Annotated in this window: 16 protein-coding genes; 11 read left to right on the top strand and 5 right to left on the bottom strand. The window is 76.0% G+C overall.

Annotation, left to right across the window (positions count from 1 at the left end):
- The first annotated feature begins 30 nt into the window (after positions 1 to 30).
- From IEZ31_RS23595 to IEZ31_RS23585, 3 genes are all read left to right on the top strand, one after another.
- Entirely contained in the window at positions 31 to 282 is a 252-nt protein-coding gene (locus tag IEZ31_RS23595) for a hypothetical protein (RefSeq protein WP_190252121.1), read from the top strand.
- 60 nt (positions 283 to 342) lie between these two features.
- Positions 343 to 1,833 carry a cytochrome P450 gene (locus tag IEZ31_RS23590; protein ID WP_229835775.1) on the top strand — a complete coding sequence of 497 codons (1,491 nt, stop codon included), beginning with the start codon at positions 343 to 345 and terminating at the stop codon, positions 1,831 to 1,833.
- A 91-nt stretch (positions 1,834 to 1,924) separates the two neighbouring features.
- Positions 1,925 to 2,395, top strand: a complete 471-nt coding sequence (locus tag IEZ31_RS23585; protein ID WP_190252120.1) for a hypothetical protein — start codon at positions 1,925 to 1,927, stop codon at positions 2,393 to 2,395.
- 9 nt (positions 2,396 to 2,404) lie between these two features.
- Here IEZ31_RS23585 and IEZ31_RS23580 read toward each other — a convergent pair whose 3' ends face one another.
- Positions 2,405 to 2,839, bottom strand: a complete 435-nt coding sequence (locus tag IEZ31_RS23580) for an Lrp/AsnC family transcriptional regulator (RefSeq protein ID WP_190252119.1) — start codon at positions 2,837 to 2,839, stop codon at positions 2,405 to 2,407.
- Between the two features lie 93 nt (positions 2,840 to 2,932).
- Between IEZ31_RS23580 and IEZ31_RS23575 the strand changes: the two genes are divergently transcribed.
- Both IEZ31_RS23575 and IEZ31_RS23570 read left to right on the top strand, forming a co-directional pair.
- Positions 2,933 to 3,856, top strand: coding sequence for a PhzF family phenazine biosynthesis protein (locus tag IEZ31_RS23575; protein WP_190252118.1), 924 nt, complete (start codon positions 2,933 to 2,935; stop codon positions 3,854 to 3,856).
- Positions 3,853 to 4,278 carry a nucleoside deaminase gene (locus tag IEZ31_RS23570; protein ID WP_190252117.1) on the top strand — a complete coding sequence of 142 codons (426 nt, stop codon included), beginning with the start codon at positions 3,853 to 3,855 and terminating at the stop codon, positions 4,276 to 4,278. The genes IEZ31_RS23575 and IEZ31_RS23570 overlap by 4 nt, the downstream gene beginning before the upstream one ends.
- Here IEZ31_RS23570 and IEZ31_RS23565 read toward each other — a convergent pair.
- Positions 4,269 to 5,471, bottom strand: coding sequence for a hypothetical protein (locus IEZ31_RS23565; protein WP_190252116.1), 1,203 nt, complete (start codon positions 5,469 to 5,471; stop codon positions 4,269 to 4,271). The genes IEZ31_RS23570 and IEZ31_RS23565 overlap by 10 nt on opposite strands.
- Before the next feature lie 23 nt (positions 5,472 to 5,494).
- The gene (locus IEZ31_RS23560; RefSeq protein ID WP_190252115.1) at positions 5,495 to 5,869 is read right to left on the bottom strand and encodes a winged helix-turn-helix transcriptional regulator; all 375 of its coding nucleotides are present in this window, start codon (positions 5,867 to 5,869) and stop codon (positions 5,495 to 5,497) included.
- 95 nt (positions 5,870 to 5,964) lie between these two features.
- Here IEZ31_RS23560 and IEZ31_RS23555 point away from each other — a divergent pair, with 95 nt between their 5' ends.
- The 5 genes from IEZ31_RS23555 (at position 5,965) to IEZ31_RS23530 (ending at position 10,712) form a co-directional block, all read left to right on the top strand.
- Positions 5,965 to 6,330 carry a DoxX family protein gene (locus IEZ31_RS23555; protein ID WP_190252114.1) on the top strand — a complete coding sequence of 122 codons (366 nt, stop codon included), beginning with the start codon at positions 5,965 to 5,967 and terminating at the stop codon, positions 6,328 to 6,330.
- A 523-nt stretch (positions 6,331 to 6,853) separates the two neighbouring features.
- On the top strand, positions 6,854 to 7,219 hold the full coding sequence (locus IEZ31_RS23545; RefSeq protein WP_190252112.1) for a hypothetical protein: 366 nt from the start codon (positions 6,854 to 6,856) through the stop codon (positions 7,217 to 7,219).
- Positions 7,220 to 7,280: 61 nt separating this feature from the next.
- Positions 7,281 to 8,150, top strand: coding sequence for a hypothetical protein (locus IEZ31_RS23540; RefSeq protein ID WP_190252111.1), 870 nt, complete (start codon positions 7,281 to 7,283; stop codon positions 8,148 to 8,150).
- An 82-nt stretch (positions 8,151 to 8,232) separates the two neighbouring features.
- Positions 8,233 to 9,345: a glycosyltransferase gene (locus tag IEZ31_RS23535; RefSeq protein WP_190252110.1), complete on the top strand. Its 1,113-nt coding sequence runs from the start codon at positions 8,233 to 8,235 to the stop codon at positions 9,343 to 9,345.
- 32 nt (positions 9,346 to 9,377) lie between these two features.
- The gene (locus tag IEZ31_RS23530) at positions 9,378 to 10,712 is read left to right on the top strand and encodes a protein kinase domain-containing protein (RefSeq protein WP_190252109.1); all 1,335 of its coding nucleotides are present in this window, start codon (positions 9,378 to 9,380) and stop codon (positions 10,710 to 10,712) included.
- 102 nt (positions 10,713 to 10,814) lie between these two features.
- On the opposite strand, the gene IEZ31_RS23525 is transcribed toward IEZ31_RS23530, so the two are convergent.
- Together IEZ31_RS23525 and IEZ31_RS23520 are read right to left on the bottom strand one after the other, a co-directional pair.
- Positions 10,815 to 12,755 carry a sensor histidine kinase gene (locus IEZ31_RS23525; protein WP_190252108.1) on the bottom strand — a complete coding sequence of 647 codons (1,941 nt, stop codon included), beginning with the start codon at positions 12,753 to 12,755 and terminating at the stop codon, positions 10,815 to 10,817.
- A gap of 105 nt (positions 12,756 to 12,860) precedes the next feature.
- Positions 12,861 to 13,703 carry an alpha/beta hydrolase family protein gene (locus IEZ31_RS23520; RefSeq protein WP_190252107.1) on the bottom strand — a complete coding sequence of 281 codons (843 nt, stop codon included), beginning with the start codon at positions 13,701 to 13,703 and terminating at the stop codon, positions 12,861 to 12,863.
- 69 nt (positions 13,704 to 13,772) lie between these two features.
- On the opposite strand from IEZ31_RS23520, the gene IEZ31_RS23515 reads away from it, so the two are divergent.
- Positions 13,773 to 15,986, top strand: a complete 2,214-nt coding sequence (locus tag IEZ31_RS23515) for a CATRA conflict system CASPASE/TPR repeat-associated protein (protein ID WP_190252106.1) — start codon at positions 13,773 to 13,775, stop codon at positions 15,984 to 15,986.
- The last annotated feature ends 42 nt before the right edge of the window (positions 15,987 to 16,028 follow it).

Raw genomic sequence — 16,028 nt, 5'->3', positions numbered from 1 at the left:
CCGCGGGACGGCACCGGGTAGCCTGCGGCGGTGATGTTCGACGAGGCGGACGGCGGGGCGCTGGTCGCGCTGGCCGCCACCGAGCCGGACCTCGACCTGGTCGAGGAGGCTGCCGAGACCGACCGCCGGGCCGCGGCGACCCTCGGCGTCATGCACCTGACGGGCGACGGCATCGCCGCCGACCCGGACGCGGCGGCCCGCTGGCTCGCCGCGGCCGAGGACCTGGGCTTCCCGGTCGACGACTGGCTCGCCCAGCTCGGCCTGCAGCGCCCCTTGCCCTAGCCGGCGCTCCACACGGCGCGCGGAAACGTCGCCGGGAACGCCGTGCCGCCGTCAGCCGCCATGGTCACCTTCGCCCACTGGCCGAAGACGGCCACGCCGGTCACCGGGGCCGGGCAGCGGCTCGTGGCCGACGGCCTGGTCGCAGGCCGCTCCGGCGGACTTGTTCCCCATTCCGTCGCGGTGCCGCACACGCCGTTTCCCGCGGGCCGACCCGGGTACGCGACCACCATGACCCTCGACGTCACCCTCCCGGCCCGGCAGGAGCAGCGCGCGGCGACGCGGATCGGCCTGCTCGACACCGTCCGCTGTGCGGCCGGGGTGCTGGCGCCGATCCTGGCGCAGGGCGTGATCCACCGGCGCGACCGGGTGGTCCGCCTCGCCCAGCGCCTCGACCTCAACCGGCGCGGCGCCCGGATCCTGCACCGGCTGCGGGCCCGCCACGGCGACGGCCCGCTACGCCTGACGCTGCCCGGCCGGTCGGTCGTCGTCGTGCTCGACCCGGCCGACGTCGAGCGGGTCCTGGCCGGCTCCCCCGCGCCGTTCGCGCTCGCCACCAGCGAGAAGGTCGCGGCGCTGCGGCACTTCCAGCCGCACGGCGTGCTGGTCTCCACCGGCGGCATCCGGGCCGCGCGGCGGCGCTACAACGACACGGTCCTGGACGCGGACGCCCCGATGCACCGCCTGGCCGACGCCATCACCGCGGTCGTCCGGGCGGAGGCGGCCCGGCTCGCCGCCGCCCCGGAGCTGGACTGGCCGGCATTCGACGCGATGTGGCAGCGGATCGTCCGCCGGATCGTGCTCGGCACCGCCGCCCGCGACGACACCCGGCTCACCACCGAGCTCAACCGGCTGCGCGACGCCGCCAACTGGGCCTACCTGCGGCCCCGCCAGGAGCACCTGCGGGGCCGCTTCCAGCGGCGGGTCGACGCCTACGTCGCCGCCGCCGAGCCGGGCAGCCTCGCGGGCACGATGGCCGGCACCCCGGCGGCCGGCGGCGTTGACCCGGCCGGGCAGGTGCCGCACTGGCTGTTCGCGTTCGACGCCGCCGGGATGACCGCGTTGCGCACCCTGGCGCTGCTCGGCTCCGATCCGGCCCGCCGGGCCACGGCCGCCGGCGACGCGCCTCCGCTGTACCCCTTCGTGCGCGCGTGCGTCCAGGACACCGCGCGGCTGTGGCCGACCACGCTGATCGTGCTGCGGGAGAGCACGACGGCCACCGACTGGGGCGGCACGACCCTGCGCGCCGGGACCACGTTCATGCTGCCGAGCTCGTACCACCACCGCGACGAGACGGCGATGCACAACGCGGACGCGTTCGACCCCGAGGCGTGGCTGTCCGGCGCGCCCCGGCGCAGCGCGACGATCTACCCGTTCAGCGCCGGGCCGGGCGCCTGCCCCGGCCGCAACCTGGTCCTGCTGAGCACCACGACGCTCATCGCGGCCCTGCTGGCCCGCTTCCCGGACCTGCGCAACCCGTGCCCGCTGATTGAGCCACTGCCCCGCACGCTCGACCACGCGGGCCTGCGGCTGGCCACCCGGCGCGCACCCTGATCCGGCGGACCGGGTCACATCGGTCCGCGGCCTCATCACCCAGGTCGACCAGCGCCCCCACGGCGGGCGCCGGCTGCCGTAGCCTCGGGGGGTGCGCGCCGGCCGTCTCCTTCTCGCGTTGCTCGTGGCACTGGGCGCCGCCGGATGCGCCCGCGAGCCCGAGCTGCGGGCCGGGTGCACGCCCCCGGCCGGCGAGGAGCAGCTGCTCGACGCCTACGCCGACGAGCCGGTGTTCGACGTCGAGCCGCCCGGCGCGAAGCGCGTCGGGAAGCCGCGGGCCGAGCACGGGTGCCGCGTGCTGAACTTCGAGGACACCTCGTCGGCCAACGTCATGCAGCTCTTCGAGCTGTCCCGCGGATACTCCCGGGCCGACCTCGCCGCCGTCTACGACGAGGACCTCCGCGGGCGCGGCTGGGTCCCCGCCGAGGAAACCGCGCCGCCCGGCGCCTTTCTCGTGTACTGCAAGCTCGTCCGCGACGTGCCCGCGGTGCTGTCGATCAGCAGCCCCGGCAGCCAGCTCCAGGTCGCGATCCGCGCCGAGCCGCAACGACCCTGCCCTTAAGGCCATGCCTTAAGGCACGCCCCGGTCAACCACGACCTCGTACACCAGATCGGTGGTGATCGAACCGACCCGGGCCAGCTCCGATGTGATGCGGGCGAGGTCCGGCATGTCGGCCGCGAGCACCTCCGCCACGTAACAGGCCTCGCCGGTGACCCGCACGCACCGCACGATCTGCGGCTCGCGGGCCAGCATCGCCGCGACCTGGTCGTAGAGCGCGCCGTGGACCTTCATCCGCACGACCGCCCGCAGGGGCAGCCCGCACGCAACGGGATCGACCCGTGCGGTGTACCCGGTGATCACACCGCGCTCCTCCAGGCTGCGCAGCCGGGCCCGGGTGGCGGACACGCCGAGGTGGATCGCGCCGGCCAGGGCGGTGAGCGAGGCCCGGGCATCCCGTTGCAGCTCGCCGAGCAGTTGCCGGTCCACCTCGTCGAGCGCGGTCATCGCGGCACAGTACCGCAAATCCTGCGGTGACCCGCGTGGGATACCGCAGGATCGGACTCCTCCGCGGCGCCGGGCGGCCGTAGCGTCGTAGGCGTGACAGATACCGGAGCCACCGACGTCGCGTTCGCTTACGTCGACGTCTTCGCCGCGAAGCCGCTGACCGGCGCGCCGCTCACGCTGGTGCCCGACGCCGACGGGATCGTGGAGGAGCAGATGCGGGCCGTCGCCCGCGAGTTCAACCAGTCCGAGACCACCTTCGTCCAGCGCCCGGTGCGGCCCGGCACGACGTACCGCCTGCGCTCGTTCACGCCGTCCGGCGCCGAGGTCTTCGGCGCGGGCCACAACGCGCTCGGCGCCTGGCTGTGGCTCGCGCAGTCCGGGCGGCTCGACGGCGACGGCGGGACCTTCGTCCAGCACATCGGCGACGACGTGCTGCCGGTCCACGTCGAGCGCCCGGACGGCGGGCCGGCGGTCGTCACGATGGAGCAGTCGGCGCCGGTCTTCGGCGCCGTGGCCACCGATCGCGCCGGCCTCGCGGGTGCGCTCGGGCTGAGCCCGGACGACCTGGTGGCCGACCGGGACGCCCGGGTGGTGTCGACCGGGGCCGGTCACCTGCTGGTGCCGGTCCGCGACCGGGCCGGCGTCGACCGCGCCGCGCCCGACGCCGGCCGCCTCACCGCGGTCCTGCGGCAGGCCGGCGGCGAGGGCTGCTACCTGTACACGCACGACACCGTCGACCCCGCGGCCACGGCCTACACGCGGTTCTTCAACCCGGCGATGGGCATCGCGGAGGACCCGGCCACCGGCACCGCGGCCGGCCCGCTGGCCGCGCTGCTCGTCGACGGCGGCGACGTCGCGCCGAGGCCGGCGGGCGAGGCCAGGGTCGTGGTCGAGCAGGGCCACAGCATGGGGCGGCCGAGCACGATCGTCGTCACCGTCGCCGGTTCGCGGGTGCGCATCAGCGGTTCCGGCCTGGTGGTCGCGCAGGGCACCATGCTCGTGCCGGAGGCGGCGTGACCCCCGAGGACGAGGCGTTCCTGCGCCGCGCGGTCGAGCTGGCCGTCCGGTCGCGCGCGGGCGGCGACGCGCCGTTCGGGTCGCTGCTCGTGGACGCCGGCGGGCGGGTGCTCGCCGAGGAGCACAACACCGTGCTGTCCGACGGCGACATCACCGCCCACCCGGAGCTGAAGCTGGCCCGCTGGGCCGCCCGCCACCTGCGCCCCGCGGACGCCGCCGGCACCACGATGTACACCAGCTGCCAGCCCTGCGGCATGTGCACGGGAGCGATCGACCGCTCCGGCCTCGGCCGGGTCGTGTACGCCCTGTCGAGCGAGCAGCTCGGGGCGCTCCAGCCGTCCGGCGGTCCCCCGCGGGTCCCCCAGCACGGACCGGCCCTGTTCGAGGCGGCCCGCGCGGCCGTCGAAGGCTACTACGCGTGACGCCGGCGCCGGGCCAGGGCCGGGAGCCAGGGTCCGGCGCCGAGGACGAGCAGCACCGCGAGCAGCGGCGCCCGCCACCACCACGGCACCCCCGGTGACGGCGGCGCCGGCTGCGCGGCGACCCACGGCCGGGCGGTCTTCGACCAGGCCAGGAAGGCGTCGCCGATCGGCGCCAGGCCGAACGCGTACCGCTTGGTCCACGGCGTGTCGACCGGGACGCCGGCCAGCTCGCCGTAGTTCGCCAGGGCCCCGGCCAACGCCGTGTCGTGGTTGACCCGCGCGGCGCCGATCGTCACCACCGTCGCGGACAGGCTCACGCCCAGCAGGAGGGGGCCGGAGTCGACGTCCGCGGTACCGTCGACGCCCTCGGGATATTCGCGGACCGCCGGGCCCAGTGCGAGCGGCCGCACCACGAAGCGCTCGCGGAAGGCCAGGAACTGCTCGCGGGCGAACGCCGGATCGATGTCCGGCAGGAAGCGGTGGATGACGCTCTGCGAGGTGCCGCGAGCCACCTCGACCGGCGAGCCGGTCACCGGGTCGGCGCGGTGCGGGAGCAGGCCGGTGCGCGGGTCGAGCCGGTCGCGCACGCCGGCGAGCCAGCGTTCGACGGTCGCGGCGTACCGCGGCGGCAGCACGGCGTCGTGCAGCCGCAGCGACGCGATCGCGACCGTCGAGTCGACCGGCCACGCCTGGCCCGGATACGCCATGAGGTACGGCGTCGGTGCGGCGTCGAAGGCCGCCGCGAGCGCCGCGGAGTCGTCGGCGAAGCGCCGCACCTCCGCCGGGTCGCGGTCCAGGGTCAGCAGGCCGCCGCGCAGCCAGTTGGTCCAGCCGCGGTAGAAGACGCCGTACTGCGGGGTCAGGCCGGGGCTGAACGGTGCCCGGCCGGCCTCCGAGTCGAGCCGCTGGAGCGCCCAGCGGGCCTCGCGCACCGCCCGCGCCCGGTGCCCGGCGGGGTCGCGGCGGCCCAGCTCGACCCAGGTGAGGCCGTAGAGGACGTGCAGGAAGAAGTACCCCTCCGGGAACAGGCCCTGCGCCTCGTCGGCGGCGCCGTCGTCGAGGGCCGCGCGCAGGAACGGGAGCTGCCGGTCCACCCCGCCGGTGGCCGGCACGACGAGCCGGAGCGCGCCCACCAGCGCGACCAGCGTCAGCGCGATCGCGACCGTGCGGCGCACGGGGTACCAGCTGTGCATGGCCAGTACCGTAGCCGCCGCGGCTAACCCCGTTGCGCGTAGCGGGCGCGACTCGCCTCGATGTGCGGGACGTGTTCCATGGCCCAGCCGGCCAACGCCAGCGCCGGCGGGATCAGGCTCCGGCCCATGGGCGTCAGCTCGTACTCCACCCGTGGCGGCACCTCGGCGTACACCGTGCGGGCCACCAGGCCGTCGCGCTCGAGGTTGCGCAGGGTCAGCGTCAGCATCCGCTGGGAGATGCCCGGGATCTGCTGGTGCAGGTCGCTGAAGCGCAGGCGGCCCTGGTCGAGGGTCGCCACCAGCAGCAGTGTCCACTTGTTGCAGATCTGATCCAGGATCGCCCGCAGGGTCTGCCCCCCGTCCCCGCGGATCATGCAGGTGTGTTCGTACTGCGACATGACAACCCCCTGTGCCCTACGCACACACGTGTGCCTTTTGTACGCCTCCCGATGGTGCCCCATCATGGTCCGCACCCGACAGAGAGGCGGTTGGAATGGAACTCGCGTACCGGATCGTCGCCGCTGTGCTCGCGCTTTTCTACGCCTACGCCGGCGGCAAGAAGGTCGCCCAGTCCCGCGAGCAGCTCCAGCCGATGATGGGCTGGGTCGACCGGGTCCCCATGCCGCTGGTGCGGACCATCGGCACGCTGGAGCTGCTCGGCGCGCTCGGCCTCATCCTGCCCCCACTGACCGGCATCGCCCCGTGGCTGGCGGTGGCCGCCGCGACCGGCCTGGCCCTCATCCAGGTCGGCGGGATCGCCCTGCACCTGTCCCGCGGCGAGGCCCGCCTGATCGGGCTGAACATCGCGCTCCTGGCGACGGCCGCGGCGACCGTCTGGCTAGGCACGGTCTGGCGCTAGCAACCGCTCGACCGCGGCGCGCACGGACGGCCCGAGCGTCTGCGGGTCGTCCAGGCTCCCGGCGGCGACCATAGGCTAGCGAGAGCGACCACCAGGTCGGCGACGGCGGCCCGCACCGCGGTCGACTCCTGCGCGGCGGGGAGGCACTCCGGTCTCCCCGGCCCCGTTCCAGCGCGGCAGCCGCCGCAGGGCGCCGGTGTCGATTCGAGCGCGGCGAGCAAGGGCTCGATCGCGTCGGCGGCACCGGCGAACGCGGCACCAAGGGCCGTCGTCACGCGGCCGAGTGTAGGGACACCGAAGCCGGACAGAGAGGGCCGAACGGACCGTCGCCTCCGCGGAAGATGGCGACCGTGGGCACCGCGAGGAGGATGGCGCCGGCGATCCGTTCGGTCAACGTTCTGGAACCCCGCCTTGTGCGAGAGGATCAGGGCATGGGGATGCCCGTTGTGCGCTGCGAGATCAGCACCGTCGGTCGCTTCGCCGATCCGGAGGGCGACGTCGTCGGCGTGGCCGGGTCGTCGAGATGACCGCCGCGGAGCGGGTGCTGGTGATCGGGGTCGACCCGGCCCGCATCCCGGGGTGGGATCCGGCGCCCGTCCTGGCGGCGATCGACCGGGGGCGGGCGCGGTTCGTCGAGCTCGGGATCGACGCCGACTTCTGTCTCGTGGACCCCGAGGACCGGCCCGAGGCGGCGGTCGCCGATGCGCTGCGGCGGCACGACTACGCGTGCGTGGTCATCGGCGGCGGGATCCGCGGGCACGAGCCGCTGCTCGGCCTCTTCGAGCGGGTGGTCAACCTGGTCCGCGAGCACGCGCCCGGCGCGGCCGTCGCGTTCAACCGGACGCCCGACGACACCGCCGACGCGGCCCTGCGCTGGCTCAGACGGTGAGCACGACCGTGATGTGCCACCGGGTATCGTCGGCAGGCGCGGCGCAGGCGGAGGTGGGCGGATGAGAGCGGCGACCCGGCGGTTCGCGCTGCGGCAGTCCGACCTCGACGACGCCACCTGCCTCGTCCCCGAGGGCGTCGCGGCGGTGCTGCGGGATCGCCCGGCCATCACGATCGCCCTCGACCACCGTGTGCACGGCGTCACCCCGACGCACCTGGAGTACCCGGTCACGCTGCGGCAGGACGACGAGGAGTGGTGGTTCGACGGCGTCGCGTGGCCGGACGACCTGCGGCCCGGCGTGCTGGTGACCGTCGCCTGGCGGCCGGCGCGGGACGAGGTCGTGGTGCGCACCGCCGTGCTCGACGAGCCGATGCGCATCGACGGCGTCGCCTATTACCACGACTATGACCCGGAGGTCGTCACGCGGGAGTGCCGGCCCGGCCCGTCCAACCGCGGGCAGGTGCTCGCCGCCGTGCGCCGCCTGGGCCGGGTGTACGAGGACGGCACCGCCCTGTTCCCGGAGGCGGACCTCGTCCGGCGCAGCGGGCTCGGCCGCGGCAAGCGCGGCACGTTCCTGCTCCGCAACGCGGTCGACCAGCTCATCCGCGAGGGCTTCGTCACCCGGGTCACCGGCAGCCTCGACGCGTCGGGCCGGCCCTCCTACCCCGCCGTCGACGGCGAGGAGCCGGTCGAGATGCTGTTCTACGCGCCGCTCGTCGAGCCGGCCCCGCTCCCCGACGAGGAGGGCGAGCACGGCTCGTCGGACCGTCGCGAGCACTGGGTCAGCGGCTTCGTGCGCAAGCTCCCGCCGGGGTCCCAGCCATCGCCCCGGCAGCGGTCGCTGCACCAGCAGGCCGTCGACAGCGAGCTGCTCAGCGAGCCGCTCGCCCCGGGGTACACCTTCGTCAAGAAGCACCACCGGAACGGCTGAGCCGGTCGGCTGGAGGCGCCATCGAGCGGCCGTGGCCGGACGGGGTCGCAGGTTCGGCGGTGGCGCCGGATAATTCGGCGCTGTGCGTGTGCTCTTCACCGCGGTACCCATCCACGGCCATCTCCTGCCGCTGGTCCCGCTGGCCGAGGCGGTGACCGCCGCCGGCGACGAGGCCGCCGTGGCCGTGCCGCCGGCGCTGGCCCACCTCGTCGGCGACCTGCCGGCTCTGGCGGTGGGCCCGGACATCGCCGCGCTGCTGGCCGAGAACGATCGCCGCACCGGCGGTGCCGACCTGGCCGACCTGTCGGACATCTTCCCGGTGGCGTCGCTGTTCGCCGGCACCCGCGTCGACCTGGCGTTCGACGAGGCCCTGGCCCAGGCGCGCGACTTCGGGGCCGACGTCGTCGTCGCCGACGACTACGACACGATCGGCCCGATGGTCGCGGCCGCCCTGCGCCTGCCGCTGGTCCGCCACGCGATCGGCCTCCCGGTCGCCCCGCCGCCGCTGGTGCCGGCGATGGCGGCCCTGCTGGCGCCGCGGTACGCCGAACGCGGCCTGGCGCCGGTGGACCGCGTGGCGCTGGTCGACCCGTGGCCGCCGGCGCTGCACAGCCCGGGCTGGTCCCCGCCGGCCGACCGCCTGCCGATCCGGCCCCGGACGTACGCCGGCCCGGTGCCGGTCCGCCTCCCGCCGCCCCGCGGCCCTCGGGTGCTGGTGACCCTCGGCACCGTCCTGCTGGACGGCGCGCTGCTCGACGCCCTCGTCGACGCCGTGGCCGCCCTGGGCGACGTGGACGTCCTCGCCGCGGTCCCACCGGGCGTCGAGCGCACCCTCGCCGACAGCCGCCCCAACGTGCACTTCGTCGGCTTCGTCCCGATGGCCGGCCTGCTGGCCGCGGGCATCTCGGTCGTCGTCGCCGCGGGCGGCGCGGGCACCGTCCTGGCCGCGATGAGCGAGGGCATCCCGATGGTCCTGTGGCCGAAGGGCGCCGAGAAGCCGATGAACGCCGAACGCGTCGCCTCCGCGGGCGCCGGCGTGGTCGTGGACGACCCGGCCCGGTCCGCCGGGGCGGTCCGGCACGTGCTCGACGACCCGTCGTACCGCGCGGCGGCGGCCCGGGTCGCCGAGCAGATCCGCGCGGCCCCGGACGCGAGCGAGGTCTGGGCCACCCTGCGGGATCGATGGCGGCGATAGCGTCGGCCAGCGCCGCGGCTATGCTGGCGCCGATGCGACCCTCGGTGCAGCTCACCATCATGGCCGGTCCGCTGAGCGGGCGGACGTTCCGCTTCGAGGAGCGGACCACCCTGATCCTCGGCCGGGCCGACGACTGCTCGCCGCAGCTGCCCGACGACCACGAGCACCGCACCGTCTCGCGGCACCACTGCCTGCTCGACATCAACCCGCCCGACGTGCGCATCCGCGACTTCGGCAGCCTCAACGGCACGTACCTCAACCGCAAGAAGATCGGGCAGCGGGCCGAGGGGCAGAGCGCCGAGGAGGCCGCCGGGGTCCGGTTCCCCGAGCACGACCTCGCCGACGGCGACGAGTTCCGGCTCGGCCCCACCACGTTCCACGTCCGGGTCGAGAAGCCGTCCGTGACCCGGGTGCTCCCGCGCTGCGCGAGCTGCGGGCGCGACGTCGCCGACGAGATCGGCGAGCACCGCGGCGACTACGTGTGCGCCGAGTGCCGGCTGGAGCCCGCCTCGCTCGTCCGCGACGCGCTCGCCGGGGCCGGCCCGGGCTTCGCCGGCTACGAGGTGGTGCGCGAGCTCGGCGCGGGCGGCATGGGCCGGGTGTACCTCGCCCGCAACACCGCGACCGGCGACCAGGTCGCGCTCAAGGTGATGCTGCCGCACGTCGCCGCCGACGAGTCCGACCGCGCCCGGTTCCTGCGCGAGATCGCCATCGGACAGGCGCTGCGCCACCCGCACATCGCCACGCTGCACCACACGGGCAGCGCGGGCGGCGCGTTCTTCTTCGCCGTCGAGTACTGCGCCGGGGGCAGCGTGCGCGAGCTCATGACCAGGCACGGCGGGACGCTGCCGGTGGATCTGGCGGTACCGCTGGCGCTGCAGGCCCTCGACGCGCTGCGGTACGCCCACGAGCAGGGCGTGGTGCACCGCGACGTGACCCCGCACAACATCCTGCTCACGGACGGCACCGAGCCGCTGGTGAAGCTCGCCGACTTCGGCCTGGCCAAGGCGTTCGACCAGGCCGGGCTGAGCGGCCTGACCCGCACCGGCACGGCGGCCGGCAAGCCGTACTTCATGCCCTACCAGCAGATCGTCAACTTCCGCCACGCCAAGCCGGCGGTCGACGTGTGGGCGCTCGCCGCCTGCCTGTACCACATGCTCACCGGCGCCTATCCGCGCGCGTTCCCGTCCGACCGCGACCCCTGGCAGGTGGTGCTGCAGACGCAGGCGGTGCCGATTCGCGAGCGCGACCCGGCGATCCCCCGCCCGCTCGCCGAGGTCCTCGACACCGCGCTGCGCGACCGCCCCGAGATCGGCTTCCAGACCGCGGCCGAGTTCCGCCACGCCCTGCTCGTGCGCGGCACCTGACCGCGGGGCGACCCGGCCGATAGGGCTTCGCCACCCGCGACGGCCGCGCCCCGGCCGACAACGCCCCCGAGGCGATGCTGTCCCCGGTGACGAACACGGTCGTCACGCCTCGGTGGGGCGGGGCCGGGACAGGAGGGCGGCCTCCTCGGCGGCGGTCAGCGGGAGCTCCACGCGCAGCGTCGTGCCCCCGCCCCGCGGGCTCGCGAGGTCCAGCGCGCCGCCCAGGGCGTGGACGCGGTCCGCCAGGCCGGTCAGGCCCGTGCCGGCCCGCGCGTCCGCGCCGCCCACGCCGTCGTCGCGGACCGTCAGGTACAGGCGGGTGACGTCCGCCGTCGCCTCCACGCGGACGTAGGTGGCCTTCGCGTGCTTGGCCGCGTTGGCCAGGGCCTCGGCCACGATGTAGTACGCGGCGACCTCGACCGGCTCCGGGAGGCGGGACCCCAGGCGGACGGCGAGCTCCACCGGCACCGGCGAGCGGCGGGCCAGCGACTTCAGGGCCGCACGCAGGCCGCAGTCGGTCAGGATGGTCGGGTGGATGCCGCGGGAGATCTCGCGCAGGTCCTCCAGGGCGCCGGTGAGGCGGTGGGTCACCCGGGACAGGCGGCCGCGCAGCTCGGCCAGGTCGGGCGGGACGCTCGCCTCGCCGTCCGCCACGTCGATGGCGATCGCGATGAGCTGTTGCTGCATCCCGTCGTGCAGGTCGCGTTCGATGCGGCGGCGGGCCTGGTCGGCGGCGACCACCACCCGGGCGCGGGAGGCGGCCAGGTCGGCGCGGGCCTGGGCGTTGGCGACGGTGGTGGCGATGAGCTCGGCGTACTCCGCCAGCCGCGACTCCGCGTCGTGCGCCGGCGACGGCTCCGTGGTCACGGTCGCCGTCACCACGCCCCACAGCCGGCCCTCGACCACGATCGGGGCGCCGACCGCGCTGCGGACGTGCTGGTGCAGCAGGTGCTCGGCGAGCGGACCTTGCGCGCCGGCGTAGCTGTCCATGCGGGCCGGGCGGCCGGTCCGGTACACCCGCGCCGAGACGCTGTCCCCGGCCAGGCTCAGCGACGTGCCGACCGGCAGGCCGATGCCGGGCGCGCCCCAGGCGGCGACGACGGTCGCGGTACCGTCGCGCTCGAACCGGGCGATGTGGGCCCCGTCGGTGCCGGACAGGCGGCCCAGCTCGGTCGCGACGGCGTCGAGGACCTCCGCCGTGGCGGCGCCGCGGGCCACGTGCGTGGCGATGCGCCGCAGGGCCGCCTGGGTCCGGCCGTACCGCACGAGGTCCTCCACGTTGCGCCGGATGGAGCCCGTCATGGTGTTGAGGGCCCGGTTGAGGCGGCCGACCTCGCCGGCCCCGTCGTCCGGGACCCGGGTGTCGAGCCGGCCGTGCGCGACCCGGTCGGCCATGGCGGCGGCCTCGCGGACCGGCCGGACGACCACCCGGTGGAGGTACGCGATCATGCAGCCGCCGACCAGGGCCGCCGCCGCCAGTCCGGTCACCATGGTGCTGATCGCCTGACGGGCGGCCGCGCGGGCGTCCGCGGCCTGGGCGGCGGCCAGGCGCTGCTCCGCGGCGGCGAGCGCGTCGAGCTCGGCCCGCAGCTCGACGACCCGCCGCTCGTCCTCGCGGAGCGTCTCGACGCTGCCGGCGGAGGGGTCGCCGCGCTGGGCTGCCTGCAGTACCGCTGCCGCGTGCTGATCGGTGTAGGACCGGCTGTACCGGGTGATGCGCTGGGCCTGCTCGACCTGGGCCGGCGTGCGGGCCAGCCGCTCCAGCCGCGCGCACTTCTCGGCGAGCAGCTCCCGCTGTCTCGTCCAGTCGGCCATGAGCCCCGCGTCGCGGGTGACGACGAAGCCCCGCTCGGTGCGGTCGAGGTCGAGCAGCAGCTCCTCGATCTCGGCCTCCGTGGCGATGGTCTGCGCCGACCGCGACGCGGGATGCGGGATCGCGCGCTGCTCGTTCATCGCGGCGACCAGGACGCCGAACACCGCGCCGACGATGAGGAGCAGCAGGCCGCTGCCGACGATCATCCGGGGAATCAGCCCAGCATGCATGGGCTACCCCCTTCCCCGTCGTGCTGGCACTATCCGCGCGTTCAAACGGCGGCCCGTGGGGTACCCCACGGTCCTCCTTTTCGGAGGAGGCTGCGCCAGGACGCGCTAGAGACGGTCCTCCAGCGTGGCGCGGCCGCCCGAGTCCCCGGCCATCCGGGCCCGGGCCTGGGCGTCGCCGCGCAGGGCCCAGCGCAGGAAGTCGGTGGTGACCGCGGCGACGGCGGTGAAGTCGCGACCGGGGCCGAGGTACGGGTCGAGGTGGTCGCCGTTGGGCAGGTCGAGCAGCGCCTTCGGCCAGGGCAGCGGATCGTACGCCTCGGTGGAGCCCGCGAACTTCACGACGGTGTCCTGGCGGCCGTGGACGAAGAGGATCGGTGCGGGGGCACCGGAGTACCCGACACCGAACGGCCACTGGCCGCCGGCCAGCACGACGCCCGCGGTGAGCCGCTCGTCGCGGTGCCGGGTGAACATCCCGACGGTGGTCATCCCGCCGAGCGAGTGCCCGGCGGCGGCGACCTTCGCGCGCTCGACGTGCCCGGCCAGCGCATCGCCGGCCGTGGTGTCCAGGTCGAGCACCGCGGTGAGCACCACGGCCGCGTCGGCGGGCTGGTGCACGATGTCGTCGTCGTCGAGCTGCCGCGAGCCGCGGGCCGAGTGGGGGTACGTCGGCGCCGCCACCACGAACCCGGCCGCCGCCCAGGTCCGCAGCAGCGGCAGGTAGTCCTCGGGCCGCCGGGTATACCCGTGGCTGAACACCACGACGGGCAGCCGGCCGGTGGCGGCCGCGGGGTGGAGCAGGAGCGTGGGCAGCGGCCGGTCGGCGCCGTTGGCGAGCTGCAGGGTCCGCTCGACGACCACTTCGGGCGACTGGGCGGCGCCGCCCGGCGGGTCGCCGGCGCAGCCGGCCACGAGCGCGGCGACCAGGAACAGCCGGACGAGACGCACCATCGCCCGATCGTGACAGCACCGTGCGACGATGGGAAGACGGCGCGCGCCGGGCCGGTACAGTGACGAGCCATGGTGCCCGAGGACGCGGTGCTGGCCCCCGGAGTGGTCGCCGACGCGCTCGCCGTGCTCGGCGACGTGCCCGAATGGCGGTTGCCGGCCGAGCGGTGGCCGCACATCACGCGGCTCGTCCAGGCGATGGCCGACGCCGTGGCGGCCGGGGACTCGACGGCGCTCGACGCCGCCACCGCGCGGCTCGAGGTGGCCAGCCCGATCCGGGTCACGCCGCTCGGCTCGGAGCCGGTGGTGCCGCCCCCGTCCCCGCTGCAGCTGCTGCAGAACCACCTGTATCACGCGCTGGACGGCGCCGTGGCGCCGCTGCCGCGCGAGCCGGTGCCGCTGGCGCGGGCCGACACGGCCACCACCGGCCTGGTCAAGCAGACCCTGGTCGTCCACGCCTTCGCGCCGGCCGACGGGCCGGGCGCGGCGGCCGCGTGGCAGCGGATCCGGCAGCTGTGGGCCGCCTGCGGCGACGTCCTCGGCGCGGTGCACCCGGTCGAGGCCCTGGGCCTGCCGGCCACGCTGCCCGCGGAGCTGCCCGGGCGCCCGGCCGCGGTCGCCGCCCGGCGGTCCGAGCCGGGGTCCGGGCAGGTGCAGGCGATCGTCCGCCGCGAGCACGACGTGCTCGTGCTCTCGGTCGCGGCCGAGGCGCCGCCGGCCACGTGGGCCCAGTGGGCCGGCCGGTGGGCCGAGGCCGGCGCCGGCGGCGACGACGGCCCGCTCATCGCCGTCGTGACGATCTTCGTCGGTACCGTCGAATGGCGCCCGCATCCCACGGCCGCGACCGCCCGGGCGGTGGCCGGCGCGCTCCCGCAGACTCCGGACGACTTCTGGCAGGCCGAGGCGACCGCGCTGGGCGAGGCCGTGCTGTGGCAGCTGCCGCCGGCCGGCGACGGCCGCCGGCGCCGGCTCGTCGTGCTCGCCGACGCCCGGGACGAGGACCGGCTCAGCGCGCTGGTCTGGTCGCGCGGGGGCACCGAGCTGTCCCCGCTGACCCAGTATCTGCTGCACGCGGCGAAGGCCGCCTACGAGCGGCGGGCCCGGGACGCGATGGCGGCGCGGCTCACCGACCTGCCGGACGCCGACCAGTGGCTGGAGGGGCTCGGCGACGCGGTGGAGATCGCCCGCGACAACATGGCGGAGTCGCTGCGGGTGGCCGGGCTGGCCGAGCCGGCCGGCGGCCCGTTCGCCGCCGACCTCGCCGCCGCCGCCACGCTCCTGCGGCAGCTCGAGTTCGACCGCCGGCACGTGCGGCGCTCCGCGGTGCGCGCCACTGCGGGCACGAACCGGCCGCTGCCCACCATCGGCCTGGTGACGGCGCTGCCCGAGGAGTTCGCCGCGATGCTCGCCCTGCTCGACGGGGCGGCCGGCACGGCGGTCGCGCGGGACCGGGCCGAATACCGGCGGGCCACCGTGCCGAGCGTGGACCCCGCCCGCCCGCACGAGGTGGTCCTGACCCTGCTCGCCGAGACCGGCAACGACGCGGCCGCCCACGCCGCGGCCCACCTGGTCCGCAGCTTCCCGTCGGTCGACCAGATCGTCATGGTGGGCATCGCCGCCGGCGTGCCCGCGCCCCGCGACCCCGCCGCCCACGTGCGGCTCGGCGACATCGTGGTCGGCACCTGGAACGTGGTCGACTTCGATCACGTCGTCGACCGGGCGACCGGTCCGGAGCGCCGGCAGGAGTTCCCCCGCCGCTCCGCGCTGCTCGCCGGGCGGGTGAAGATGCTGACGGCCGGCGAGCTGCGCGACGAGCGGCCGTGGGAGGCCCACCTGGACCGGCTGACCGCCGAGCTGGCGCTGTTCGCCCGGCCCGACGACCGCACCGACGTGCTGTTCTCCGACGACAGCGACTTCGCCCGCGTCGTGCCCCACCCCGATCCGGCGCGCAGCGGGCACCGGCCCGGCCGCCCCAAGGTCCACGAGGGGCGCATCGGCAGCTCCGAGCGGTCCGTGCGCAACGCGGCCGCGCGCGACGAGGTCGCCCGGCGCCACCAGCTGCGGGCGATCGAGATGGAGGGCAAGGGCATCGGCCGGGCCGGCCACGCCGACGGCCGCGACTGGTTCGTGGTCCGCGGGATCAGCGACTACGGCGACCGCTGGATCGGCACCGACTGGCGGCGCTACGCCGCCGCCGTCGCGGCCGCCTACGTGCGGGCCCTGCTCGAGGCGTGCCCGCCGCTCGGCCCGCACGGCGGGCACACCGGCGGCGCCGCGGCCGGCTGACCTCCGGGCGCTGGTGCGGCGCTGCGCCGGCGCGGTCCGCCG

Source organism: Dactylosporangium sucinum (assembly GCF_014647515.1).
Taxonomy (GTDB): Bacteria; Actinomycetota; Actinomycetes; order Mycobacteriales; family Micromonosporaceae; genus Dactylosporangium; species Dactylosporangium sucinum.
Note: the sequence above shows the minus strand (reverse complement) of the source record. Positions and strands in the feature narration are given on the sequence as shown.